This is a genomic window from Sporosarcina sp. P16b (genome assembly GCF_002743065.1).
Classification (GTDB): Bacteria; Bacillota; Bacilli; order Bacillales_A; family Planococcaceae; genus Sporosarcina.
The window spans coordinates 1-23938 of the sequence record NZ_PDYO01000022.1 but is presented as its reverse complement, the minus strand read 5'-3'; the positions used below and the strand labels follow the sequence as shown (position 1 = coordinate 23938).

The 23938-nt window shown below is 37.8% G+C and carries 26 protein-coding genes and 1 pseudogene; 15 read left to right on the top strand and 12 right to left on the bottom strand.

Features of this window, described 5'->3' with window-relative positions:
- Nucleotides 1-6: 6 nt before the first annotated feature.
- The 4 genes from CSV77_RS15550 (at nt 7) to CSV77_RS15535 (ending at nt 3931) form a co-directional block, all read left to right on the top strand.
- Nucleotides 7-672, top strand: a complete 666-nt coding sequence (locus tag CSV77_RS15550; RefSeq protein WP_099674123.1) for an amino acid ABC transporter permease — start codon at nt 7-9, stop codon at nt 670-672.
- A 14-nt stretch (nt 673-686) separates the two neighbouring features.
- Nucleotides 687-1412, top strand: coding sequence for an amino acid ABC transporter ATP-binding protein (locus tag CSV77_RS15545; RefSeq protein WP_099674110.1), 726 nt, complete (start codon nt 687-689; stop codon nt 1410-1412).
- Between the two features lie 271 nt (nt 1413-1683).
- Nucleotides 1684-3360, top strand: a complete 1677-nt coding sequence (locus tag CSV77_RS15540) for a catalase (RefSeq protein WP_099674122.1) — start codon at nt 1684-1686, stop codon at nt 3358-3360.
- A gap of 364 nt (nt 3361-3724) precedes the next feature.
- Nucleotides 3725-3931 (top strand): ATPase, encoded by a 207-nt coding sequence (locus CSV77_RS15535; RefSeq protein ID WP_099674109.1) that lies wholly within the window; start codon nt 3725-3727, stop codon nt 3929-3931.
- On the opposite strand, the gene CSV77_RS15530 is transcribed toward CSV77_RS15535, so the two are convergent.
- The 3 genes from CSV77_RS15530 to CSV77_RS15520 all read right to left on the bottom strand — a co-directional run bounded on the left by CSV77_RS15530 (nt 3928) and on the right by CSV77_RS15520 (nt 5395).
- On the bottom strand, nt 3928-4341 hold the full coding sequence (locus tag CSV77_RS15530) for an AI-2E family transporter (protein WP_304442359.1): 414 nt from the start codon (nt 4339-4341) through the stop codon (nt 3928-3930). The genes CSV77_RS15535 and CSV77_RS15530 overlap by 4 nt on opposite strands.
- Nucleotides 4342-4356: 15 nt before the next feature.
- A complete protein-coding gene (locus tag CSV77_RS15525) occupies nt 4357-4650 on the bottom strand; it encodes an AI-2E family transporter (RefSeq protein WP_099674107.1) in 294 nt (97 codons plus the stop codon).
- Between the two features lie 61 nt (nt 4651-4711).
- Nucleotides 4712-5395: an MOSC domain-containing protein gene (locus tag CSV77_RS15520; protein ID WP_099674106.1), complete on the bottom strand. Its 684-nt coding sequence runs from the start codon at nt 5393-5395 to the stop codon at nt 4712-4714.
- Between the two features lie 310 nt (nt 5396-5705).
- Here CSV77_RS15520 and CSV77_RS15515 point away from each other — a divergent pair, with 310 nt between their 5' ends.
- Nucleotides 5706-6287 carry a uracil-DNA glycosylase gene (locus CSV77_RS15515; protein ID WP_099674105.1) on the top strand — a complete coding sequence of 194 codons (582 nt, stop codon included), beginning with the start codon at nt 5706-5708 and terminating at the stop codon, nt 6285-6287.
- A 707-nt stretch (nt 6288-6994) separates the two neighbouring features.
- Nucleotides 6995-7252, top strand: coding sequence for a helix-turn-helix domain-containing protein (locus CSV77_RS15510; RefSeq protein ID WP_099674104.1), 258 nt, complete (start codon nt 6995-6997; stop codon nt 7250-7252).
- Between the two features lie 211 nt (nt 7253-7463).
- Here CSV77_RS15510 and CSV77_RS15505 read toward each other — a convergent pair whose 3' ends face one another.
- The gene (locus CSV77_RS15505; protein ID WP_099674121.1) at nt 7464-8603 is read right to left on the bottom strand and encodes a zinc-dependent alcohol dehydrogenase; all 1140 of its coding nucleotides are present in this window, start codon (nt 8601-8603) and stop codon (nt 7464-7466) included.
- Between the two features lie 780 nt (nt 8604-9383).
- Between CSV77_RS15505 and CSV77_RS17190 the strand changes: the two are divergent.
- The 4 genes and pseudogenes from CSV77_RS17190 to CSV77_RS15490 all read left to right on the top strand — a co-directional run.
- A pseudogene (locus CSV77_RS17190) lies at nt 9384-9676 on the top strand (NAD(P)/FAD-dependent oxidoreductase); the annotation flags it as partial.
- 93 nt (nt 9677-9769) lie between these two features.
- The gene (locus CSV77_RS17415; protein WP_369802785.1) at nt 9770-10072 is read left to right on the top strand and encodes a ferredoxin; all 303 of its coding nucleotides are present in this window, start codon (nt 9770-9772) and stop codon (nt 10070-10072) included.
- Nucleotides 10073-10292: 220 nt separating this feature from the next.
- Nucleotides 10293-11909: a BCCT family transporter gene (locus CSV77_RS15495; protein ID WP_099674103.1), complete on the top strand. Its 1617-nt coding sequence runs from the start codon at nt 10293-10295 to the stop codon at nt 11907-11909.
- 865 nt (nt 11910-12774) lie between these two features.
- Nucleotides 12775-13602: a hypothetical protein gene (locus CSV77_RS15490; protein WP_099674102.1), complete on the top strand. Its 828-nt coding sequence runs from the start codon at nt 12775-12777 to the stop codon at nt 13600-13602.
- A gap of 481 nt (nt 13603-14083) precedes the next feature.
- Here the strand turns inward: CSV77_RS15490 and CSV77_RS16810 are convergent, their stop codons facing one another.
- Complete coding sequence (locus CSV77_RS16810; RefSeq protein WP_144034684.1) at nt 14084-14224, bottom strand: transposase; 141 nt, start codon at nt 14222-14224, stop codon at nt 14084-14086.
- 672 nt (nt 14225-14896) lie between these two features.
- On the opposite strand from CSV77_RS16810, the gene CSV77_RS15485 reads away from it, so the two are divergent.
- On the top strand, nt 14897-15286 hold the full coding sequence (locus CSV77_RS15485; RefSeq protein ID WP_099674101.1) for a hypothetical protein: 390 nt from the start codon (nt 14897-14899) through the stop codon (nt 15284-15286).
- 719 nt (nt 15287-16005) lie between these two features.
- On the opposite strand, the gene CSV77_RS17410 is transcribed toward CSV77_RS15485, so the two are convergent.
- Nucleotides 16006-16266: a transposase gene (locus CSV77_RS17410; RefSeq protein WP_158232086.1), complete on the bottom strand. Its 261-nt coding sequence runs from the start codon at nt 16264-16266 to the stop codon at nt 16006-16008.
- Nucleotides 16267-16479: 213 nt separating this feature from the next.
- Between CSV77_RS17410 and CSV77_RS16805 the strand changes: the two genes are divergently transcribed.
- Entirely contained in the window at nt 16480-16716 is a 237-nt protein-coding gene (locus CSV77_RS16805) for a hypothetical protein (protein ID WP_144034683.1), read from the top strand.
- Between the two features lie 209 nt (nt 16717-16925).
- Here CSV77_RS16805 and CSV77_RS15470 read toward each other — a convergent pair whose 3' ends face one another.
- From CSV77_RS15470 to CSV77_RS15445, 5 genes are all read right to left on the bottom strand, one after another.
- A complete protein-coding gene (locus CSV77_RS15470) occupies nt 16926-17651 on the bottom strand; it encodes a geobacillin-26 family protein (RefSeq protein ID WP_099674098.1) in 726 nt (241 codons plus the stop codon).
- 682 nt (nt 17652-18333) lie between these two features.
- The gene (locus tag CSV77_RS17185; protein WP_233212280.1) at nt 18334-18816 is read right to left on the bottom strand and encodes a protein rep; all 483 of its coding nucleotides are present in this window, start codon (nt 18814-18816) and stop codon (nt 18334-18336) included.
- 17 nt (nt 18817-18833) lie between these two features.
- Nucleotides 18834-19037, bottom strand: coding sequence for a hypothetical protein (locus tag CSV77_RS15455; RefSeq protein ID WP_099674096.1), 204 nt, complete (start codon nt 19035-19037; stop codon nt 18834-18836).
- Between the two features lie 57 nt (nt 19038-19094).
- The gene (locus CSV77_RS15450; RefSeq protein ID WP_099674095.1) at nt 19095-19319 is read right to left on the bottom strand and encodes a hypothetical protein; all 225 of its coding nucleotides are present in this window, start codon (nt 19317-19319) and stop codon (nt 19095-19097) included.
- Nucleotides 19320-19348: 29 nt separating this feature from the next.
- Nucleotides 19349-19549: a hypothetical protein gene (locus CSV77_RS15445; RefSeq protein WP_099674094.1), complete on the bottom strand. Its 201-nt coding sequence runs from the start codon at nt 19547-19549 to the stop codon at nt 19349-19351.
- Between the two features lie 825 nt (nt 19550-20374).
- Between CSV77_RS15445 and CSV77_RS15440 the strand changes: the two genes are divergently transcribed.
- From CSV77_RS15440 to CSV77_RS15425, 3 genes are all read left to right on the top strand, one after another.
- A complete protein-coding gene (locus CSV77_RS15440) occupies nt 20375-21064 on the top strand; it encodes a DUF3967 domain-containing protein (RefSeq protein WP_099674093.1) in 690 nt (229 codons plus the stop codon).
- 627 nt (nt 21065-21691) lie between these two features.
- Nucleotides 21692-22030: an immunoglobulin-like domain-containing protein gene (locus CSV77_RS15430; protein WP_099674092.1), complete on the top strand. Its 339-nt coding sequence runs from the start codon at nt 21692-21694 to the stop codon at nt 22028-22030.
- 87 nt (nt 22031-22117) lie between these two features.
- The gene (locus CSV77_RS15425) at nt 22118-23515 is read left to right on the top strand and encodes a hypothetical protein (protein WP_099674091.1); all 1398 of its coding nucleotides are present in this window, start codon (nt 22118-22120) and stop codon (nt 23513-23515) included.
- Nucleotides 23516-23720: 205 nt separating this feature from the next.
- Here CSV77_RS15425 and CSV77_RS17175 read toward each other — a convergent pair.
- On the bottom strand, nt 23721-23938 hold a 218-nt coding region (locus CSV77_RS17175; RefSeq protein WP_233212279.1), incomplete at its 5' end, for a hypothetical protein.

Below are 23938 nucleotides of genomic sequence, written 5' to 3'. Positions count from 1 at the left end.
GTGCCGGTGCCTGAGTTCTTACTAACATTTTATGACGTATTCACAAATACGTACAAAGGATTTTTACAAGCAGGTCTACTAACCATCGAAATTACAGCAATTGCTATCGTAATCGGAACGGTGTTAGGTATCATTTTCGCCCTTATGAAAATTTCCCATTCGAAAATACTGCAGACGATTGCGAATATATACATCACGCTAATTCGAGGGACACCGTTAATCGTTCAGATTATGTTTCTATACTTCGGTATCACATCGATCATCGTGTTAGATAACTTTTGGGCAGGTGCGATTGCTTTAGGAGTCCATAATGGTGCATATATTGCGGAAATTTTCCGTGGATCTATACAAGGAATTGACAAAGGTCAACGAGAGGCCAGTCTTGCACTGGGTATGAATAGTTCATTGACAATGAGAAGGATCGTATTCCCGCAAGCTTTACGACGTGCGATTCCACCACTCGGCAACCAATTCATCATTACGTTGAAAGATTCATCTTTAGTCTATGTGATTGGTGTATCTGAATTATTTGGTTTGGCCAATCGAGTAGCCGCATCTAATTTCAAACAATTTGAAACGTTTCTCGTAGTAGGTCTTTATTATCTCATTCTCGTTCTAATTTTCAGTGCTCTATTAAAATGGTATGAGAACAAATTGGATGTGGATAAATAAGGGGGGCGGATACGATGATTAAAGCAGAAAATATTCATAAATCATTTGGAGATTTGAACGTGTTGAATGGTATTGATATGGAAGTGCGCCGTGGAGAAGTAGTCGTTCTCATAGGGGTCAGTGGATCGGGAAAAAGTACTTTTTTACGGTGTTTAAATTTTTTGGAATTGACGAATGAAGGCGTTATTACGATTGATGGAAAGCAAGTAAATCAAAAGAAAGACAACTTAGCCAAGATTCGTGCGGAAGTTGGAATGGTATTTCAACACTTTAATTTATTCCCACACAAAACGGTTTTAGAGAATGTAATGGAAGCGCCTTTGATGGTGAAAAAAATGGATAAAGTCCAAGTGAAGAAGATGGCATACGAGATATTGCAAAAGGTTGGATTATCCGAAAAAGCCGAAGTCTATCCCAATAAATTATCTGGTGGTCAAAAACAACGCGTGGCAATCGCTCGAGCACTTGCCATGCAACCAAAAGTATTGTTATTCGACGAACCGACCTCCGCTTTAGACCCCGAACTTGTCGGGGAAGTTTTGCAAGTCATGCAAAACTTAGCAGAGGAAGGAATGACGATGATTGTTGTGACACACGAAATGAAGTTTGCAAAAAACGTGGCAGACCGAGTGATCATGTTAGACGAAGGAGTCATCATTGAGGATTCTGATCCCGATACATTTTTCAATCGTTCAACAAATGAACGTACACTACAATTTCTGGAAATGGTAGACGTATAAGAACAGAAAAAGTTTCCATTCAAAGTGAACAAGAGGTACTAGGTCACCGAACATTTGTAAAGTGTTCTGTGCCCTGGTGCCTCTGTTTTTGGATCCACTATCTTTTCTGCTCCCATCCATTCCGTACATATGGAATTTCCCGGGAAACATTGAAATTCCAACATACATAAGAAACTCGCTATACTTCACTCCTATCATAGCAATTGAACCGATTTCCCGTCGCACTATACGTGTTTATCTTTTCTTTGTTGTGGTCATACTGTTGATAGAAATGGAATGCAATTTGTCGAGGAGGAATATCGTGGAAAAGAAAAAACATAAACAGAACGAATCTCAAGTGGAAGATCGGGAAATTCTAACGACGCGCCAAGGTCATCCTGTACAGGATAATCAAAATATCAGGACGATTGGCGACCGTGGCCCTGCTACGCTTGAGAATTATCATTTCATTGAAAAAATCTCTCATTTTGATCGCGAGGAAATACCTGAACGAGTGGTCCATGCAAGAGGATCGGGTGCGTTTGGCTATTTTGAAACATATGGGAAAGTGGGCAATGAACCCGTTGAAAAGTACACACGTGCCAAAGTGTTTTCGGGTGCTGGAAAAAGAACGCCTCTTGTCGCGCGTTTTTCCACTGTAGCTGGAGCTAAAGATTCGCCTGAGACTGCACGAGATCCACGAGGGTTTGCGGTTAAGATGTATACAGAAGATGGTAACTGGGATTTAGTAGGGAATAATTTGAAAATATTTTTCATTCGAGATGCAATGAAGTTTCCTGATATGATTCACGCATTCAAAGCGGATCCTGCTTCAAATATACCGCATCCACAACGCATGTTTGACTTTGTCTCTAGGTCGCCAGAATCCATTCATATGATCACGTTTTTGTTCTCGCCATGGGGAATTCCCGCAACGTATCGTCACATGCAAGGCTCTGGTGTGAATACATACAAGTGGGTTAATGACAAAGGAGAAGCGGTTCTAGTAAAGTATCATTGGGAGCCAAAGCAGGGCATCCGTAATTTAACGCAGGAAGATGCCGATGCCATTCAGGCAAAAAATGTTGCCCATGCGACGCAAGATTTATCTGAAGCCATTGAACGTAAAGAGTATCCTGAATGGGAGCTTTTCGTGCAAATTATGGAAGATGGATACCACCCAGAACTGGATTTTGATCCGCTTGATGATACAAAGCTTTGGCCCGAAGAACAGTTTCCTTGGTTGCCTGTAGGGAAAATGGTATTGGATCGGAACCCCGATGATTTCCATATGGATATAGAGCAAGCGGCTTTTGGAACTGGAGTGCTTGTAGATGGAATGGATTTTTCAGACGACAAAATGCTTCAAGGCCGTACATTCTCGTATTCCGATACACAACGTTATCGTATTGGCACGAATTATCTCCAGTTACCTGTAAATGCGCCCAAAAAAGAAGTTCGGACAAACCAGCAACGGGGTCAAATGGATAATCGTGACGCCTACGAATCAGGAGAAAATCCGCATATCAATTATGAACCATCTATGCTCGGTGGATTTCAAGAAGCAAAAGGAGAAAGCCGGCCTCCGCATAGACCTACGTATAATGCAGCGGCGATGAGCGCGCCGATTGATCGACCCAATAATTATGGTCAGGCAGGCGAGACGTTCCGAAAGTTTGAGAAATGGGAACGAGAGGAATTAATCAAGAACCTTTCAGAAGCGCTAGCCGTGTGTGATGTACGCATACAAAAAGCGATGATCGACCACTTCACGCAAGCGGATTTTGAATACGGGCGTCTTGTTGAAGAGGGTATTGAACAAAAAATGAAAGAGCTAGAAGGAGTGGCGGCAGAATCTAACTTCCCAGGTCGTGAAGCCAGTCAATCGAAATTTGGACAAGGCACGCCTGATTCTAAACAGGCTGTGGAAGACGCAGTGGAAAAAGGCCATGAAGCAGATCCTTATTGATGAATTGGCTAAACCTTTAGTTCACTAACTATAGAACAAATAAGTACCTATATAGATAGCAAACGCTATGGTGGATGTACATGCGTTTCTGCTGTATATAGGTGTTTTTTTGAGTGGCCCGCTTCCTCTCCACTTGTTCGATCACTAGGAACCATTCAATTTTGCATATTTCGGCTTCGGTTATACACTGAGTCTCATATCTTACTAACAGAGTAGTTAGAAAAATTTCCGAAAAAATGGTATACTTCATACTATGAAGTATGAGAAAACAAAGCGAATGTAATTCTCAACATAATGGATTGAAATACGCTAATTAAATAGACGCATCACGTACAACCCATTAAAATGATTGGGAGGTGACGATATGAATAATTCCTTTTGGATTCCGTTATTGGTTTCATTTGGAACGATGATATTCCTATATTTTCTAGGCTTTTTAGCGAATATAGACCTTCTACTATTTAAACTTTCACTGTCATATACTGAAATTTCATTGCTACCTATTTTTGTAGGTATGATAATGGGGTTTATAAGTGAACGTATAATCAAGTGGAGAGCACGTGCCAGCTAACAAGGGGAAGATCTTCTATACAAAGGGGAGCGTACTGCATGAATATCTGTAAAGTAGATGAAGTCACTAGTCTTTATCGGTAGAAGTTTCATTGTATGATACGGTAAATCACGGCCGTCCTTCAATAAAAAGAATAAAAGAACTGGCATAGTCAGCAATGCGATGACCACATTGGTAACCGTGCCGAGTACGCTGCCAATCCCCGAGAAAGCAGAGTCTATGAAGCCATTTGTTTGCTCGGTTATCGACTTGATGATCCTTGGATCCATATCGTCCAACTTACCTTGCAGTTGAGAAAATATAGTACTACTCAACAAGCTGTCAAATTGTTCTACTAATCTAGTCCAATATCCAGGCCAGTTTTGAATAAGGCTTGTAGCTTGTTCGCGTATAATCGGAATCAGTATGATAATACCCCATGCGACTTATCCACTAATGACCGCGAAGACGAGTGCAATCCCCCAAGCACGCTTGATCTTCTTTCTTTCCATCATATCGATCAATGGATTTAATAAGTAAAAGAGAATCCCTGCCATTATGATAGGTAAGGCCACTACGCCGAGAAACTCTTTGACGAAATGAAACATATACATCACTTTTGAAAAAACTAGGAAGTTCAATAAAATTAATAGCGAAATTAATAAGATAGCAACTACTTTAGTATCCAAAAACCAGTTTCTGAACCAAGTAGTCATCGTTTGGATTTTATCATTTTCCATATCCTGCACCTCTTCTTGTGAAATAAACTATAGTTTACTGCAGGTGGATTGAGAATCTGCTTTACGTTTCACCAGAAATCCGTTCGCTAGTATTTACGTCTTGACCCGCCACTCGCTTTTCAAAAGTCTTCCGCCAGCTAGGCGACAACTCTTCTACTTCCAGCAAACGACGAACCGCTTCCAAATCTTGCTTGTCATGATGCATCAGCCGATTCGCTTCCGCTACTGAAATAGCATGGGCTTGGCGTGTTAAAGGAACTAACATATCCGTCGGGGAAACCATGCCTTCACGCAACACGCGGAAATAAAAGCCTGTAAAACCTGTATCTTGTACAAGAAGCGGTAGCTCTTTTCGTTCGTAGACAAGCGCTAACTTAAAACAAGGCTGACGGGGTTGACTCACTTGAACAATCGCTTCACCGAGCAAAAAGGAGTCTCCAATACAGACATCTTCCTCTGTCATTCCATCGATCGTAAGATTTTCACCAAATGCACCGTGCGACAGCGTTCTATCCAACGTGTTTTCCCAATGACTATAATGTTCATACGGATACACACAAACCGCCTTGTGAACACCTCCGTGATGAACGAGATCACCTTGACCGTCGCCGGTAAAATTGGTACGGGATAAAAATACTGCTTGCTGTATGTGCTGTTTAAAAAAGCCGGTTGTAATTGATTTCTTTCCGAATTCCATATCTTTCGGTTTTCCAACATTTAATGAAAGAATCTCCACTTTTTTCATGAAATCTACCTCCAGTAGTATGAATATATCACGTAGGTATAAGTGTATCACTATCATTAGAACTTCGTATATATCTTTAGGGTTTAGTACTTCCAGGTGATTGAAGTCAAACAATCGTATATGGTAAAGGCCCCAATCATTCATTTATAAATCCTAACGAAACGCTTCAACCTACTTCACATAATTATACCGTAATTTTAATATACGAAATCAAAATTCAGTGAACGTGTCTCCTGTATGGACATGGCAATGAATCAAGGTATGTATGCATGTAGAAAGGGAATGCTGAAAACCGAGGAGCGTGAATAAGATGAATGCTAATTGTTCAGCAAGTTGGCGGGAAGATCCGACGCCGAAAAGTCAGCAAACTTGCCGAGAGTGTGGGCTATATACCCAAGGTTCCCGTATGGTTTGGGGAGAAGGCAATCCGAAAGCGTCAATCATGATCATTCTTGATAATCCGGGCGCACTAGAAGATCGTGAAGGGAATCGAATGGTTTGCGGAACGCGCCAAACTTTACGACAGACTTTATCGATTGTAGGCTTAGAGGAAGAGTGGCTGTACGTGACATATATTCTGAAACGACGGCCCCTTCGTAAATATGACAAAGAGAGAGTGCGATCCATTTGCATTCGTCATCTAGAAGCTCAATTAGACCAACAACAGCCTTCCCTTGTCGTCTGTTTAGGCAATGTAGCGGTTCAATCATTTTTTCAACATCCTGAAGTGGATGTCAAAGGCTTGCGTGGAGAATGGCATGAAGTGAGGGGATTTAAAACTACAGTTGCGTATCATCCCCTTGCAGTAAGACGTCGTCCTAATCTCGCGCCGATGTTTGAGGAAGATTTATCGTTTGTCGCGAAGGCATTTCGTGAGTTGAACAGAGTATAATGTTTATTTCTAATCGGCAACTACGCCGTCCATGCAGAAATAGATAGAGGGTATGTACAAAGCAACTATAAGGCTAGTATGGAATCAGCATTCTGTCTGACTCGTTGCCAGCTAATTTCTGTTTGATCCATATATTGTTTTACTACTTTACATTGTGTAATTTTTTGGAATTGATGAATGAAGGCGCGATGATATTCGATAGGTAGAAAATCAATCAGAAAAAGATTACTTAGCAGCTGTGTAGCGATAGATACTTTCCAACCTATAGATTGAAAGACGTCTACTCTTGACCCATCGCAGGGTAGGAAGTAGGCGCCTTTTCCATGTATAGGTAAAAGCTTTATGACATAAATCCTGTAACTTCCGCGATATGAACTATTTTTATTCATCCAATAATTAAGGTGGATAGGATAAAAATGGGGAATGACAATTAGGGATATCGCTAATAGTATTCTGAGTAAAAATCATGTATATTGTGTCTGTAGTCAATTATATTTAGGTTCGTCCACTTCTACTTATTACTTTGTACTTGATTTCATGCATTTATTCACGTTATGTTAAGTGTATTATTCTTAACTTTTTAGTGATAAAAGTCTTTTGAACCATACCGTTAGACGGAAAATTAAATCACATATTATTATGAAGGAAATTTAATAAAGTACAAATGCTTTTTACATCAACTATAATTTAATAAGGCGGCGATTTATTTGAACGATTTTGGAAATCACTTGCATATGTTACGCAAACAAGCACAAATGTCTTTACGTAATTTAGCAGAGCGCGTGAATCTCAGCTACTCCTTCATTGATTCTTTGGAAAAAGGGATGTATACACCTACGCGTGAAGTAGTGTGTACATTGGCAGAAGAACTAGAAACAGATGTAGATGAACTGCTGGATTTAGCAGGTTATATGCCGAATGAAACGGTGAAAAACCTATATGCTTTTTCGAGTGATAGAAAATAAGATAGAATGATTTTGCTTGAAAGTGATTAACTGAACATGCGCATGTCGCTTGTGTACGTTGATCTATCGTCGATCACATCGTGTCAAATATATGTGGAAAATGCCTTTGTTTTAAAGTGATCATCACTCTATTCAAATAAGCAGGGGCAGGGTATCGCTTTTTTAAAAAACCCGTTCCCCGATAGTATTCGGTGAACGAGTTTTACTGGTCTTATGGTTTCAAGATGACTTTGATGCATTCATCCTCGTGTTGATAAAATGTATCATACGCCTTCGAAGCGTCTTCAAGCGGCAAGATATGGGTGATGATATCGGTCGGATCGATTTCTCCATTCGCGATTTTGTCGAACAGCATCGGCATATAATGCACGACCGGTGCTTGACCCATTCGCATAGTGACATTGCGTTCAAATAGGAAGCCAAGCGGGAACATATTGTAAAGCGATCCATATACACCCGTCAGCTGAATGGTGCCGAATTTCCGGACAGACTGATAGGCAATTTCAATGGCGCTCAGAGTACCGCCTTGAACTTTCATTTTCTGTCCGACTTTCTCAAGAAGATTTTTCTTCCCATCCATGCCGACGCAGTCAATGACAACGTCTGCACCGCCTTTTGTCAACTCTTTCATTTGTTGCCCAATATCATCTACTTCATCGAAATTAAATATTTCCACATTATTTGTCTTCTTCGCGTGCTGCAGTCGGTAGGGTACGTGATCGATTGCGATGACCCGTTTCGCCCCTTTCATCCAGGCAAATTTCTGCGTCAATAATCCGACAGGCCCCGAGCCAAGGACAATAACTGTGTCTCCCTTTTTTACACCCGCATGCTCTACGCTCCAGTAAGCTGTCGGAAGAATATCGGATAGAAACAACAAGGATTCATCCGGCAGTTCGCAGCTTTCCGGAATAACAAACGGCAGGAAGTTTCCGTAGGGTACGCGTAAATACTCGGCCTGTCCGCCCGGATAATTACCGTAGCGCTCCGTAAAGCCGAAATAACCGCCCGTGTCCACTTCCTCGTTCGGGTTCGAATTGTCGCACTGGCTCTCCAAGTCATGCTGACAGAAGAAACATTCGCCGCATGAGACGTTGAAGGGGATGATGACACGGTCGCCTTTCTTCACTTTCGTCACTTCAGGTCCGGCTTCCACAACGATACCCATGGGCTCATGGCCGATTACATAGTCTTTATGAGCCGGCAAAGCCCCTACATAAATATGCAAATCTGATCCGCAAATGGCTGTAGAAGTAATTTTGACGATAATATCATCCGGCTTTTCAATCCGTGGGGCCTCTACCTTTTTCACTTTAATGTCTTTTGCGCCTTGATACGTAACTGCTCTCATCATATACCATCCTCTCCTTTTTTAAACTGTACCCATTTTTAAAATAGTTAATCATCTTTGATTGCTATTATAATTCTGGCTCATTCATTGGTATTGTAGAATGACCTCTATACTTCCCAGCGTAGTTGTACACCAAACATCCATTCACTTGGTAAGTCCGATCCTCCGTTTTGATGAAACAGGTAAAGTCCTTAATTCCGGTTGCAGTGAACCGATATATTCCATCTCGTTTTTTAATTCAGTATAGGGAAAGCCCTAATCAACAAGTCAGCGCCGATTTTTATCTGCTGGCGCACCGAATATCTGAAGGCTTCCAGTAACCCCGTTAAAAAATCATCATGGTATCTGCCAATCCCATCATCTTCCTTTATTCCATAATGCTTTTCGTAGTTCCGGTTGACGTAGACAATTCCGTTTCACCGTTCAACCTATAGGTTTCGTTAGACGAGTAATGCCGTCTAGTAGGCAGGGATTCCACGGATAAGTCTATTTTTCTTGCTCTTTGTTTTCAGGCATTTTCAACACCGTTCTGCTGTTTTACCTGAGTCAATTTTGAAAATACTACGTCTTTTTTGAGTCTGTTATGACTCGAATTTGAATGAATTGTAATAACGTTATGAAGTTAAAACGACAGAGACCTTATTCCTATTGATATTTTACTAGTTGGCACGATACTTGCATTAATATTTGTGAAGATTTTGTGATGAAGCAAAAAGAGGTAATTCCCTAATTGCTTCGTGCCAAATCGCTCTATATAAAGTAGTTAGTAGGAGGAATGAACTGGGTAAAACAGCGGAGGTTAGCGACATTACGATTATTGGAGGCGGTCCGGTCGGTTATTGACAGCGTTTTATGCGAGATTTCGACACATGTCCGTACTATTCATTGAGAGCCTGCCGCAGCTTGTAGCACTGTATCCGGAAAAGTATATGTATACTAGTGCTGGTTTCCCTAAGGTGAGGAGTCAGGAGCTGGTGGATTATTTGGTTGAACAGATAAATCAATTTGTAACTACTATCTGCTTGGATGAAACGGTGATACAAGTCGACAAAGAAAATGAAGGCGTTTTCAAACGAACTACAAAAGTAAAGTTGAGTGCATCAGGTTTTGGAGAAGCACCCGTTTCCGTAAGCAATGCCAACGTGTATATCGATCCACCAACGAAAATGCAACCCCTGCATAGTACTAGCGTTATGAGAGATAAGGAAGAAACTCCAAAAAAGCGACGTCTTAAAATAACTGATTATTTTGATTTTGGAAACAAGGGCAGGAGAATGATGCCATTTACTATGGTGGAACAAAATACTTGTATCGCGTGCCGGATATGTAACCTAGTCGTACCGAACGTATTAGATCATACTGCTGACGGCTTCGTATTTGCTTTTCTGGATGACAATGAAGGAGTGATTGAAGTACCTGAAGATTTGACTGAAGACTTGGAGGATGCTTTTAGTTGTAGAGGCTATTGAACAGCTTATAGTACAAAATAAAATTCTCACACCCGATATGCAGGAAGCTCCTCCACATCGGGTGTAGGTGATCGCTTGACTGCCTGACTTGAGAAATCTAGTACATTACACATTTAAGGTAACCTATCGTTGGATTTTCGACACCGATAGTTTTCTTTAATAATGACTCAATATGAAGTAAGATAGGAATGAACTATAGAAGATTTAAGGGAGTGTATTCATGAGATTTGAGACAATTGATAAAAAGATATTGGCGATTGCTTTGTCTTTGATTGCGGCGTTGACTGTTCCTATTTTAATAAACCCCGTCAAAGGGACGACGTTTTTAAATACAATCCTCCATTCCATCACAACAAATTTCGGTCCCATGTACTTATGGGTTTGTTTAGGAATATTCGGCTTCTTGCTTTGGCTAGCTTTTGGCAAGTTGGGCAAAATTCGATTAGGAAATACGAAGCCAGAGTTTTCAACATTTAGCTGGCTAGCATTAATTTTCACTGCTGGAATCGGTTCAGGTATCATGTATTGGGGAATTATTGAATGGGCGTACTACTATTCCAGCCCACCATACGGTATGGCCGCAGAAACAGTGGAAGCTGCAAGTTTCGCCTCTACATATGGAATGTTTCACTGGGGATTCTCTGCATGGGCGATCTATTGCGTTCCTTCCATCCCAATCGCCTATGCAGTATATGTCAAAGGTCAAAAATCCTATCGATTGAGTACAGCGTGCCGTGGAATCATCGGGGACAAAGCGGATGGTTTACTCGGGAAAATCATTGACGTATGCTTCATGTTCGGTCTGATCGGTGGAATTGGCACATCCTTAGCACTTGGTACTCCTTTGCTCGCTGAAGGAATCCATTCACTGTTTGGTGTAGAGAAAACGCTTACACTTAATTTGTTGATTGTCGTTACATTAATGATCTTTTTCTGTATCTGTCTTTATTTCGGATTGAAAAAAGGATTGAAGCTTTTAAGCGACTGGAATCTTTACTTATATATCGCGATTGCGATTTTCATCTTCATCTTTGGTCCAACGATGTTTATTATTGCAAGCTTTACGGACAGTGTCGGTGTTCTATTCCAAAACTTCTTTAGAATGAGCCTGTACACAGATCCGGTAGGGAAATCAGGATTTAGTAACGCTTGGACTATTTTCTATTGGGGATGGTGGTTCTCGTATGCTCCATTCACAGGTATGTTCGCTGCTCGAATTTCGAAAGGTCGTACGATTAAAGGTTTAATACTAGGGCAGTTAGTGGGCGGAACATTGGGCTGTTGGTTGGCCTTCGCGATCTTCGGAAACACGGGGATGTACTTCCAACTAAATAATATTGTGCCTGTACTCGATATCTTACAAAATGAAGGTGCACCTGCCGCTATATTAGCTATCTTGAATGAACTTCCGCTAGGCGGAGTCGTCATGGTGCTGTATTTACTGATTGCCGCCATTTTCTTAGCGACAACTGTTAACTCGGCTGCTTATACGTTATCAGACGTAGCATCTATTAATTTGAAAGAAGGCGAGGAACCAGCACGTTGGTATCGTGTATTCTGGGGAATCGTCCTCACAAGCATCTCCATCGTTCTCATGTACGGTGACGGCTTGGAGGCTTTACAGACACTTTCCATTATCACGGCATTGCCTCTCGTTTTCATTATGTTATTAATGATTATGTCCTTTATGAAATGGGTACGTCAGGGTGAAGTAGATGGTGTTCATATTTATGACGGTGCACCATTTGACGAACCGACAGAGCAGACGGTTGAAATTACGATTGACCGTAGCAGGAAAGAGTCCAGCAGAGTTGTGGAAAAGGAAAACTTGATTTAATTTCAATAGATAGAACAGGCAAGAGCAAACAATAAATACACAATATCCGGGGACCCAATTCGCATATGGATTGGTGTCCTTTTTTTGACGGGAAGGGTCATTCAGTAGATCGTCTTGGTCTGGCACCCATTTATATCTAATGAAGACATGTCTTCCCTTATTCATGATATTCTCCACTATTCTCTTCTGCCTGAACGACAAGAACGACATTTGTTTTCCGTTTTAATCGGTCACTTGAATATAGAAGAGCTTACATTTAAATCAGATAGCGGACACTCCTTCCCTGTTCGCTATGAAAATGTAAACGATATTTACTATTGCTTATGATTAATTAGTCAGTTGTATGGAAATGACAAATTTCTTGATCCTTGCTGCTCTAGCAAGCCGCGTGAATTAACGTTCAAGGGCGAAAAAAGTGCTGTTCACGACATTTCACGAATCATTTTTAACATTCACGAACGGAAAAACATCGTTCACCGCAACATCAAATTTTGGATTAATTTAGGGTGTATAGTAAAGATATTCATTTCTCTTTGAAGCTAATCTTAGAAAGAAGGGGGATCCGTAACAAGGTATAGACGGTTTTGAAGATGAGAGAAATGTATTGTTCTTTTAGAAAGGTATGGTGGCTAAAATAAAAAAGTATTATGTTTTTTAATGATTTGCCTCCAAAAAGGTAAGTTTTGAAGTTTGATTATGTTTTTTTGTGAGTTTGGGCACTAATCCTTCATTCTATTTAGATATACGTGGGATTTACCTGAATTTCGCGTTTGGAAGCCCTTTGTACTTAAAAGTCAAGAATTATAGAAATAACGCATGTAGGCTTTGGTTTTAAAATAATAAAATTGAGGGAGATAAGATATTTATGAGATTAAAAAAGTTTACCCTACTTTTAGTAATAGGTATATTGTTGCTTGCTCCAGTGAATGGAGTTGCTAGTGCATATTCATTATCAAAAGAAAATAAAAGAATAAATACAGAGATTGATGAAGATACTTATATAATTGAAGACGAGCATTATGGTCAACTTGAAATAAAAGTAACTAAAGAAGATAATATTATTATCGCAGAAGCTTACAATGGCGATCTCTTAGTATCTAAAAGTATTCTTGATACTGAAAGTGGTAAAATTGAGGAGTATGATAGTAATGGTAAACAAGAAATGCATGACATTGAAGAGTTTGTGACAATTTCTCCATTAACAGATGAAGAAGATGAGATGACAACATTGGCTACTCCAGGATCTGGTTATACTAAAGTTACAAGTGAATATAGTTCGGTTTGGAAAATGACAGGTACTGCATATGAAAAAAGAACAGTAACCTTTGATAAACGATACCATTTTATTTTTTCAAAGGGGACACAAATCACAACTATTGTTTCATTACTTGTTCAAAAAGTCTATAAGGTTAAGAATATTCCTGCTGCACTTGTAAGTCTTGGTATAACAGTTATAAGCGGTGCTATCGACATGTATATTGCAGGGAGATATGAAACCAAAATATATACTTATGATATTGAAGTGTATGCCAAAAATCGATTAGGTTTAAAAACACAGAAACAAAAAGAAGTATATTCAATGTTCTCGGCAACTGGTAAAGAAAATGTTCAAACGGTTGTAACTGGAGATAAACGTTCGTTTTCTGATATGATACATATTGGAATTTATAATGTTTATATTTGGAACTCGTAAGAAGTAAAAGAAGCTATCCGATGAACTTTAAAATAAAAGCAACTAGAAAAATCAACAACTTTACTGGATGCTTTTATTTACTACTTCTAAAAAGTAGAGATAAAGTTTGCTCTCTCTTTTGTGTTAGCTCAAAGCTTTCGATGTACAGGATGTAGTAGTGAGTACAACAGCAAAAAGAAATGACAGATTTTAAAGGACTAGACTAAAAGGTATAGTGACCCATTTAAGAACAGAAATTGATTTTGAAGTATTTAGTGAAGAACAATGCCTTGGTTTTCGACGATGAAGTCTTCTAGAAATTTCGCAGACGATAAAAGTTTTAGATCAAGTACATTTGGTATATTTGATTTAAACACTAGTGTCGCATTAACATAGCTTCAATTTCAAAAACGATTGCCGTGGATTTCCTGTGATGGTGTACTTTACCCAATTGTTCTTGATTTGCCTGTTGTAATTGTGCAATGGAATTTGCGTTAAATCGTTACCAAAAGCGGGATAGAATCGGTTGGGAAGCTAGTGAAGGTGTGTCAAGAACTTTGGTGAATACAGAGTCTTTCACCAATAGATTCGCTGCGTCATCCTGGGCATGCCCCGCAATGATTTGATAAATTTTTTGACTCAATAACCTTTCATCATACGCTCAGAACAGAAAAACGCATGTATCTGAGGAAGAGTGCCTCTGTCATTAGATAATTTGATCTGTCGATTGAATTTCAGTTCAATTTGCGGTAAAGTAGGCACCATAAGAATTCTTTCTGTTGGTTATCTTATGGTGACTTAACCTTAGCAGAAATGGATTCTTTTTCATTTTTTTCATGCATAAACGAAGAGCAGAATAGTTGATGAAATTGGCATTAGCAACCTATATTGAAATCTCGGTGAATAATTCAGATTTAAATATGCTAGCACAAATAGAGACACAGATAAATAAAAAATCTTGCAGAAAAGTCGCTATTTTAATGTAGCCCTTTGGACATCTTTGAATTCACAAGATCAAGGGAACAGCAGCCCCTTAATCGCTAAAATGTCATTGTCGCACGTATCTAATTGTAAAAAACAAATAATTGGAGCCACTTTTATTGGAGTGGTTATTTTTTGGGCTTATAATTATAAGTTAGAGAGGCTGCACTTTTTATCGGTATTTATGCAAGGCTAGTGGAGTAAAAACTGTAATAAATTTAAAGTACAATTATTAAAGTAGGGTCGAAATTATGTCTAAAAACTGTCTGTTGTGATTACATTTTTAGGGGGTAGTACTTACTTTAATAGGGGACTCTTGAAGGGGGCTAAGCAAATGAAGATTTTCAAGAAAAAGTTTAAGAGGGAGACGGTTTATATAACGAGCTTATTATTAGTTGTTTTTATATATATTGCATATGAGCGATATCTTGATTATCAACCTACAACTAGTGCAGAGTTAGTTCAAAGAATGCAGAATATAGATAAGGGAGACTATAAAGATTACTCAATGGAATTGAATGAAAATGACTATGAAGAAATTGAGGACTTTCTAGAATTACAAGGTTTTAAAAGTGTTAGTCAAGTTACTGTTCTCAGGTCCGATGAATCCGATGATCTGTTATTTTTACAAATGGCACCAGTTTTGGTCGAAAATCAACTTAAGATTATAAATGTGAAGAAAGTTCCTAAGGAAGAGCTTGGGAAGTACTTAATCGAATGGTAGTAGCAATTATTTTATGATTCATAATGGGTGCGATTGTTTTAGATTATTAACCTAATTCCTTCCTTAAGATACGGAGGGGTTGGGTTTTTAATCTTTCAAAATATTTAACGTTGTAATTTTGCACAATCTTGACGTTAGCCCATTGGTAACGAGTGATACGTCTTGCGGTAATCACTGGTAAAAGAGATGACGGAAGTGGTTCAATAAAAACATGTGTTTAAGGATGAATCTTGACTAAAGATCATATGAAAATAAATGGTAAGCTTCTTCAAATAAACAACCGCTTTTCACAATTAAAAAATAATCAAAAGCATTGGATCGCAACGGAACTTTATAAACTTTATCACGATAAGATGAAAGAATGATGTACAACAAGAAAGCTTCCTCCTATTCACCGAGATATGGTGATATCATCCCTATATGAACAGATTCAGAATAAAGAAATATGGATATCTTATAGCGAAGTGAAAAAAATTACAGTGAGTAAAACCACAAAAATAGTGAAACTTTTAAAAAACAATTTCCTGAGTTGAGTGATGAAATCGAAGCCAATCGCGCTAATAAATTAAATGTAAGTCATTATTAAGTAATCGGTCTAAATTTAGAGATAATGATAAAGAAATTAGAGGGGATTTTATGCCGCGATGTACAAATTGTAATTATAAATGTAAGCATCAAGGTTCTTTCCATTATTAGTTGAATTTACGGAATTCAAGCAATTATAATTTATTTCGTAGAAGTTCAAAACTATTTCTGTCATACATGATCCTTTTGATAGTTTTTAACTTATTTATGCTTCCCTCAGCTAATCCATTGTTATATGGAAGCATACATGCATTTTCAACCGCATCTATATCCTTTTTAGTACCATTGAGGAAGCTAGTCAATTCATTTATTTTAAGGGCTTCTACCTCTGAAATCCACGCATGTAATAACTCTTTCTCGCCCGATTTAAGAATTTCTTTGAAACGCCAAACCAAGTGAATTAATGTACCAACTAGTGGATATTTCTTAACGATATTTTCTACTTGTTCGGGGGGGAATTGCCTTCACCTTATCTAGGGGCTTATAGGGTAACTTTATAAGCCACTTTCTTTCCACAATCTCCGTGGAACTAGCAATAAAATCGCTTTGTAAATTCTTTATTTTTTGGAAAAAATATTTTATAATAGTAAAAACAGGAGGTGTTTAAAGTGGGAATATTAATTTCAATAGCTATGGGTTTTTCCATATTTATAACATTTTTCTCTCTTTTTTTCGCTGTTGTTAAACGTTCATGGAGAGCTATGTTAATTTCCTTTATTGCAAGTTTGCCTATTTCAATATACTTAGCAGGCATTCCCTCCTTATTTTTTATAATAATAGCACCTATTATTTTATTAAGCTTAACACTCCTTTTCCGAGTTAAATTTAAAGAGCGGTATGCCTAATCGGAATTACAACCCGCATATAAAAAGGAGTAGCAAAAGCTACTCCTTTTTCTTCTCCATTCGTTGCAAAATTTCTCGTCTCAACAGGGCAATATAATCTTGTTCATCTGGCATTCTAACTGGAATACGATTATAGTGACTGTACTTTTCAAGACATTGACAAACGCCTTATATATTACACCTCAACTAACTTCATCGCTTTTTCTATATTATCGAATTGTCACTCTACCAAAGCAAAGACGACAATCTTTTGCATAGTTATATGAATCATAAGCTTGAGCAATAGCAGTTGCACCAGCGCCTATAGCTGTTAACATTGACAAAATTGGTCCCCAAGCAGTTGGAGCAGTAATGGCAGCTATTACTGTTGCAGTAGCTGCCGTACCTAATGCAGCTCGCGTTTTAAGCTCGGCTCCCCTTAAATTATTTACGGCGCTCCTAAAACTAAGTATATCTGAACTATTTTTTGTAGTTTCAGTAGGATTTTTCGATTTACCTTCTGATTGAATAACCCATATCTTTTGTGTGTAGGCATAATACTTAAACTTATTACTTAAATTTGAACCACTATCAACTAATTGGATAGCAGCTGGAGCAACTTCTGATTTTTGTTCACTAAGCATCGATTGCTTAGAATTAAAAATTTCTTTTTCACTTCCACGTATTTTGTTGTTAATTTCAACTGTCTCAAATGAAGAATCTTGCTTATTAAAAGTAGTTCGATACGTTTTGTCCTCGTTTTTATCAATTACCTCTACAATCCTTGTATTCGCATCATCTAGTATTTCATTAATAACATAGTCTTGATTCATTTCTAAATTTTGTATCCTTTTTAACCCATCAGTTGCTCTCACGGACTCTGCTTTACCAGTGGACGGCAAAACCATACTAAAAGCTACCATTAAAGAAAGAAATAAAATAATTAATTTTCTCAATTCTATAAACCTCCTCATTTTTTAGTTAATATAACTCATTGTATAAAAATATCCAAATTAGTGATTATAAGTAACTTATACCGAAAAATACAACGTAAAATACAAATATTATAGAAAATATAATAATAAACAACTTTTTATCAAAAGAATCTTTAAGTAATTTATATCTAATCAAAGTAGCAACACAGTAAAGAAATATTAAAAAAAAGACAGTCAATAATATTGATGAAAAATCAAATGCTTTATCACTAATATAATATCTACTTAATAATTTAATTGATAGATGTAAGAAGAAAAACATGCCCAAATTTATTACTGTAAAGATGGATATTTTAATCATTCAATTCGCTCCTTCCTTGAAACTTCTCCTTATTCAATAAAACCTTTTTTGGCATCTGCGTTATTCTTGATATTCCCACTTATTTCCTCGCAATAACTACAGTGATCATCAAAACCCTTCTCTGACTTCCATAATACAGGGGGATTCAGCTTTAAAACTTACAATTTCTTAGTATAAAAAAAGGGGTAGCAAAAGCTACTCTTTTTTATTTTTCCATCCGTTGTAATATTTCTCGTCTCTGCAGAGCATTATAATTTTGTTCATTGAGCATTCTAACCGGCATGCGAGCATAATAACTGTACTTTTCTATCAATTCTATATTACCATTTCACCTAAATGTTTTTATTTTCTACCCCCAACTGAGATCATGTCATTATTAAACGTCCTCACCTTCCTCGATGAATTTTGCTCTTTTATTATATAATTCCAATTCCTCTTGCGTGAGTTCACGCAATATACTACCATAATTTTTACATATTTCTCTTGGTCCGTTGTTACTTTTAGTTTACGAATATAACCTTTCACGACACATTTAACATTCCTCCGCTGAAATAACCGATTTATAGCCTGATTAAATCGATCAATCTCCTCACGCAAATCTTCCTGTTTACTGTTGAAAGACGCTATCACTTCTGTTCCTAGTGACGTGATTTTTCTGTAAGTATTTGGTGCATCTCCATTGGTCATTTCAATTAAGTGACTGTACTGGTTATCTTCCAAAAAATTTAAACTAATAATGTCAGCTGTTTCCTTACCTTGAAATTCACATCTGAATGTCTCGACATCATATAGAATGTCTCCAAAATTTGCATAGTTGAACTTCAATTTAATCTCCTTTAACTTTAGGCTACTTGTCTTTTCTGAAAAAAATGAAACACTTTGAATGAAAGAAAACCAATCGTGAAGATCGGGACGAATATGACTGCAAGTGCAAACATCATTAATGGCGATATCATGAAAATGAAGTTATTAAATAAAAAACCAGTACCTTCTAGAACTACGGATAAAAGTAATAGCAGCGCTAACCATTTAAAAAATTTTAACATAAAGCTCTCCCCTTTCGGCAATTATACCAAAAGGGGAAAACCCCTCCTGGTTATATTTTAGATTTTCAACAAGTGTTTTCTAGCAATGCTTTTAGCGGTTTGAAAGTTTCCAATCATACTGGCTATGGTCTTTCCTTTAAAATCAACACGGTAACGAGTAGATGTGTCTTTCGCTAAGAGACCAAACTCTTGAATTTTTATTATTGTAGCAGAAACCATTGTTTGAGAGTTGTATACTGACCATGTATTATCTTCATTGTTTACTGTTATAACTTTACTCATAATTGTTATCGCTCTTTCGGATTTTGGTGTTAGCTGGCTATTTCTTTTATAATATTTAAGGAGATCAATTCTTCAAGGTCGCATAATCTACCAACAAGACCATTAGATATAATTTCATCTATTACAGCTTGTTCGTCATACCCTATTAACTCTAGTTCCGCTTGCATAAGTTGTATAAGTGTTGTTCTTTGTTCATTTGATAAAAGTGATACATGCATAGTTACTCTCATTACGACACCTCCTTTATTTTATAGTTTTAATCGAAATAATTTGTATCAAATTCTAATGAAGTCAATTCGTTACAAGCTAAACACATTAGATAATAGCTTCTTTAATCATTTTTATCTCTTCTAGTTTTTATTTTGTATTTAATTTCTTTCAAACCATTTTTTTAAGGAACTTTAGGCGGTGCTGGAATCTTTAAAAATTCCATGTTCACACTTGGCATAGTGATCTGTTCCTTTTACTTTTTTATGGTTCATTTTTTTCAGTGTACATAGTCGTTTGCTGTGATTATAAAAAAGACTGCCGAATTAAAAAGAGAAAGGGCGTAGAATAGCGGAGTGCCATTTACCCTTTCTCTTTTTAATTTGGTGGTCTATAATCACTTTCTAGCAAACGGCTTAGTACACTAAAAATGAACCATAACAAAAGGGGGGGACGATCAGACAAGGGGGAACAGGTTTGAATTTACGCTCTTGACCTTTTCTTTTCTTCTTTTGATCTTAGTAGACCTGTAAGGCAACCCCAGCGATTGCATTTAGTTCTTGGTTATTAAAAGGCATAAAAAAACAGCCCACTTATTCGATAATACTTTAAGCTGCATCGCTCACTTCTTTCTCATCATCCTATTTCTTGATCTACTATCTATCTAAATGACGATAGGCAAACGATTCTATCAATAAAAACAGGTCTTTCACTTGTAGACGTCGAATAGTAAACAATGCAACGATCACAATGGATAACGAATGACGTAATAGAGTCAATGAGACGAGTTCGATAGTCAACTAATATCGAAATATACACGACGAAACGAAGGGGGGTGACAACGAACGATGAACGAGAGTGTAAACGAAGAACACGAAAAAGATAGGCGCGGGAGTCATCAACGTACATACAGCCTCGCGCAAATTGCGATTAAGCTCGATCGTCCAGCGTCAACTGTTCGAACGTGGAAAGATCAATATAACGAGTACGTCGAAAGTACGTCGATCGGTAAAGGACGTAATAAAAGGTACAGAGGAGACGCTGTCCGCATTTTTTCACTTATCAACGAGATGAAGGATAGGAACGAGCCCCACGAGTTCATACAGCAAACTCTCGCACAGAATGTCGAGCAAATTGTCTACACACCCGATGACGAGGATCGTCCTCCGGCATTAATGAATGAGATCCTCGACTCCTATCGAAATATTGTAGAAGTCATGAAATCGCAAGAGGATCGGATTAAAGAGCCCGAGTCTTATATAAAAGAATCCAATGAACAAGCCAAACAGCGAGATATCGAACGTGAACAACGAGCGACGGGTACCATGAATAATCTATCGCAGAAGCTCGAGAAGCAGCAGAAGTATATTGACGAATCATTGACGAAACGAGACGAGATGCTCATGGAATCGTTGCGTCTTTCGCAGGAAGCAAAAAGAGAGGTCGCAGCAGCCGAGGAAAATCGACTCGAAGAAATAAAAGAACTGCACGAGCAGCATGCAAATAAAGGATTCTTGGCCCGATTGTTCGGTAAGTGAGCGATGGGCTATTTTTTTGTGAAAAAGGGCAATAACACTTGAAATAAGTACAAATCATCGTTCAAATAGACGGGTTAAGGAAATAGAGGAATGCCAGAACCCAAGGTATAACTGCTTAATAGATTTTATTAGATATCATTTTTCTATGTGAAATTTCTCAATGAAAAAATATTTAATAATTTGTATCACCAGACCAATAAGCTATTAGATTAATAGCTTATTCAATTGAAGATCAAAAGCAAGAACTGGCTTCATTTTGCAAGGCTAAATCAATTCCTTAACGCTGCCTTTTCCTTATCCGTTCTCGCTCCTCTTCAGCCATCCAAGAAAGAATCTGCGTCACGGTCAAATATACATCTCTATAAATAGCTGTTCATGAAGTGAATGAAGTCCATCTTGTATGTGCCATGCATCTAGTTGACATAACGCTGGTTATCTTCATTGCACACAGTCCGGTGAAACGTTGAAGTATCAACTCCTCATTAGATATAAGTAAAAAAATTCCGAAATGCTTGAGTTTTTTACCAAGTGTATTAAACTTGTATTTAGGATAAATATTAATTTTTTCAAAATATCTACTTTTTTGTAAACGGTTTTTTATAGAGGGAGGGGGGAATTAATTGTAAATTGTTTATTTCTATTTCTATATCAGTTAGACAAGGGAGATACGATCAGGGAGAGACACCGGTTGTTATTATAAAAGATGATGGGGAAACATCGGTGGATTACACAGGGTCAGGAACTAGCTTGGAATACTTACAAGATAACGTTTGGGTTGTGGTGGATAGTGATGCAGTAGGATTTGATGAATTAAATGTATTAGAACCTGGCCAAAAAATGGAGCAGAAATTTTCGCCATCCTATATACAGCAGAACGGTGTTTATGGGATTGTCTTTAAATTCCACGCTAACAAGAATGAGGAGAATAGTAGTAAAAAAATAGCTATTTCTTTTTACGGAGACTAATTATCACCTCTGAAAAGGACAATATCTGCAAATAAAAAAACGTATTTATAATGAGTTTAAACTTAAATGAAAGGTGTAGGTAACATTATGAATCATACTAAGAATATATTTGTTATAATCCTTGCAATACTTTTCGTTTTACTACCTTCAAACGATTTTACAAATGCAATGAATATACCGGGAAATCTACCTAAGGAAATTTCGAAAGCCGAATTTGAAGATCAGAAAATTTTCAGAGAAATACACGGGCTAGATGATTCCGATGCTCATATTTTAAATGTGTTGAATAGTTCTGGAGATTTTCAGGTGTTAAATAAAAGCCAATATAGTAATAAGCATCAACTAAAGTTAACTCAAAAAGAACTAGCCATAATGAAAGAAATAGAACAGGTTTCTGATTACTTACCGCAAGCAGATAAATTAATACAATCGTCTGAAGATAATTATAGCGATTTTGCTTCAGTTTATATGGACACGAAGGCACAAGGCGTGCTAAACGTATATGTCGACGTAGATAAAAAAGATTTAAAAGAAGTCAAAAATACATTGAAGACTCTAGAAAAAGACTTCCCGGTAAAAGGAAAGTTGAAGATTGTTCAAGTGAAGTATTCCGAAAAAGAATTAAGGGACAAGCAAGATGAAATTGTTAGGGATATTGAGAAAATACAAAAAGAATATAATACTCAAATCACCAGTGTCGGCGTTTTACTGAATAAAAACTCTGTCACAATAGGAATTAAGGAATTTGATAGCAAAGTAGCGGAAAGTTTAAGGGAAAAGTATGGAAGTGATATGATCATTGTTGAAGAAGTGGCTCCCGCGGTAAGTGAAGGAAGAATGGATCCTGTCAATTACATGGAAGGCGGCTTATTAATCGCAGATTCCTCATATAGAAGCACTGCTCCTTCTGGTTATTGTACGTTAGGATTCTCTGCGATTCGCGGAGGTAGAGTAGTCTTTGTTACCGCTGGTCACTGCCTTAATAGTGGTGAAACTAGTATGTTTCAAGGTGGGAAGTTAATAGGTAATAATGGTGGCCATGTTTATAATGATTTTGGAAATGTTGATGTAGGATGGATAACACCAGCTTCAGGAAAGTACGGCACAAAGTATATATTTCAACATGCCCATCAAGACGTAACTATAACGGGTACAAGAACTCCTACCGCTGGAATAGCTGTTCGGAAGTCAGGAGCAACCACTTATAATACTAGAGGTGTAATTATTGATGAGCGAACTCTAGTATCAGTGTCGCGAGCTGATGGGACTACTTTTAATGTCTATAGAGTCGTAGCAGACTACTATTCAGAAGGGGGCGATAGTGGTGCACCTACCTACAACGGAAGTAATCTTCTAGGCATTCATTCACTTGGGTCCCCAATCAAAAAAGATCAACCCGGTTACGACCCTGCTAAATATCGTTCGTATTTTTCATCAATAAAAAGAATAGAAGCAATCGCTGAGTTAGTCGTTATTACAGATTAATAAGGTTTTACATTGCCCAAAATGGGCGAAGGATCCATACTAAAGATATTTTCACTAGACAATAAAATGAAGTAACTAAAGCTTTAAAACTTAATAAATTACTCTAAGGGGCTGTCCAATAAGTTGATTTTCCGGCTGTTGGACGCCCCTTTTTATATTCTTCCTAAAGGTAGGTAAATTACATCTATTTGAAGTGTTTTCTCTCTCATGCTGTCTCCTTATTCCCTATATTTTGAAATTCTAGTATATAAAAAATACCTGTAGGTAAAACACTATTTTTCAAGTGCCCTGAGTATTGCGGAAAGAATGAGCCACTAGTGCGGAGTTTTGAGCCACTGAATGCGGATAATAGGGCCAGTAAAAGCGGGAGCGAGAGCCACCAATCGGTTAAAGTGGTTGAAACAGCCCTAGAAATAAGGTTTC

Bases quoted from the DNA above. Each gene is read 5' to 3' on its own strand.
- CSV77_RS15520 (WP_099674106.1), bottom strand. From the start codon at position 5,395: ATGAAAAAAGTGGAGATTCTTTCATTAAATGTTGGAAAACCGAAAGAT.
- CSV77_RS15525 (WP_099674107.1), bottom strand. From the start codon at position 4,650: ATGGAAAATGATAAAATCCAAACGATGACTACTTGGTTCAGAAACTGG.
- CSV77_RS15445 (WP_099674094.1), bottom strand. From the start codon at position 19,549: ATGAGAGTAACTATGCATGTATCACTTTTATCAAATGAACAAAGAACA.
- CSV77_RS15545 (WP_099674110.1), top strand. From the start codon at position 687: ATGATTAAAGCAGAAAATATTCATAAATCATTTGGAGATTTGAACGTG.
- CSV77_RS15490 (WP_099674102.1), top strand. From the start codon at position 12,775: ATGAGATTAAAAAAGTTTACCCTACTTTTAGTAATAGGTATATTGTTG.
- CSV77_RS15455 (WP_099674096.1), bottom strand. From the start codon at position 19,037: ATGTTAAAATTTTTTAAATGGTTAGCGCTGCTATTACTTTTATCCGTA.
- CSV77_RS15535 (WP_099674109.1), top strand. From the start codon at position 3,725: ATGAATAATTCCTTTTGGATTCCGTTATTGGTTTCATTTGGAACGATG.
- CSV77_RS15505 (WP_099674121.1), bottom strand. From the start codon at position 8,603: ATGAGAGCAGTTACGTATCAAGGCGCAAAAGACATTAAAGTGAAAAAG.
- CSV77_RS17415 (WP_369802785.1), top strand. From the start codon at position 9,770: ATGCAACCCCTGCATAGTACTAGCGTTATGAGAGATAAGGAAGAAACT.
- CSV77_RS15540 (WP_099674122.1), top strand. From the start codon at position 1,684: ATGGAATGCAATTTGTCGAGGAGGAATATCGTGGAAAAGAAAAAACAT.
- CSV77_RS15515 (WP_099674105.1), top strand. From the start codon at position 5,706: ATGAATGCTAATTGTTCAGCAAGTTGGCGGGAAGATCCGACGCCGAAA.
- CSV77_RS15450 (WP_099674095.1), bottom strand. From the start codon at position 19,319: ATGAGTAAAGTTATAACAGTAAACAATGAAGATAATACATGGTCAGTA.
- CSV77_RS15495 (WP_099674103.1), top strand. From the start codon at position 10,293: ATGAGATTTGAGACAATTGATAAAAAGATATTGGCGATTGCTTTGTCT.
- CSV77_RS15440 (WP_099674093.1), top strand. From the start codon at position 20,375: ATGAACGAGAGTGTAAACGAAGAACACGAAAAAGATAGGCGCGGGAGT.
- CSV77_RS15425 (WP_099674091.1), top strand. From the start codon at position 22,118: ATGAATCATACTAAGAATATATTTGTTATAATCCTTGCAATACTTTTC.
- CSV77_RS15485 (WP_099674101.1), top strand. From the start codon at position 14,897: ATGAAGATTTTCAAGAAAAAGTTTAAGAGGGAGACGGTTTATATAACG.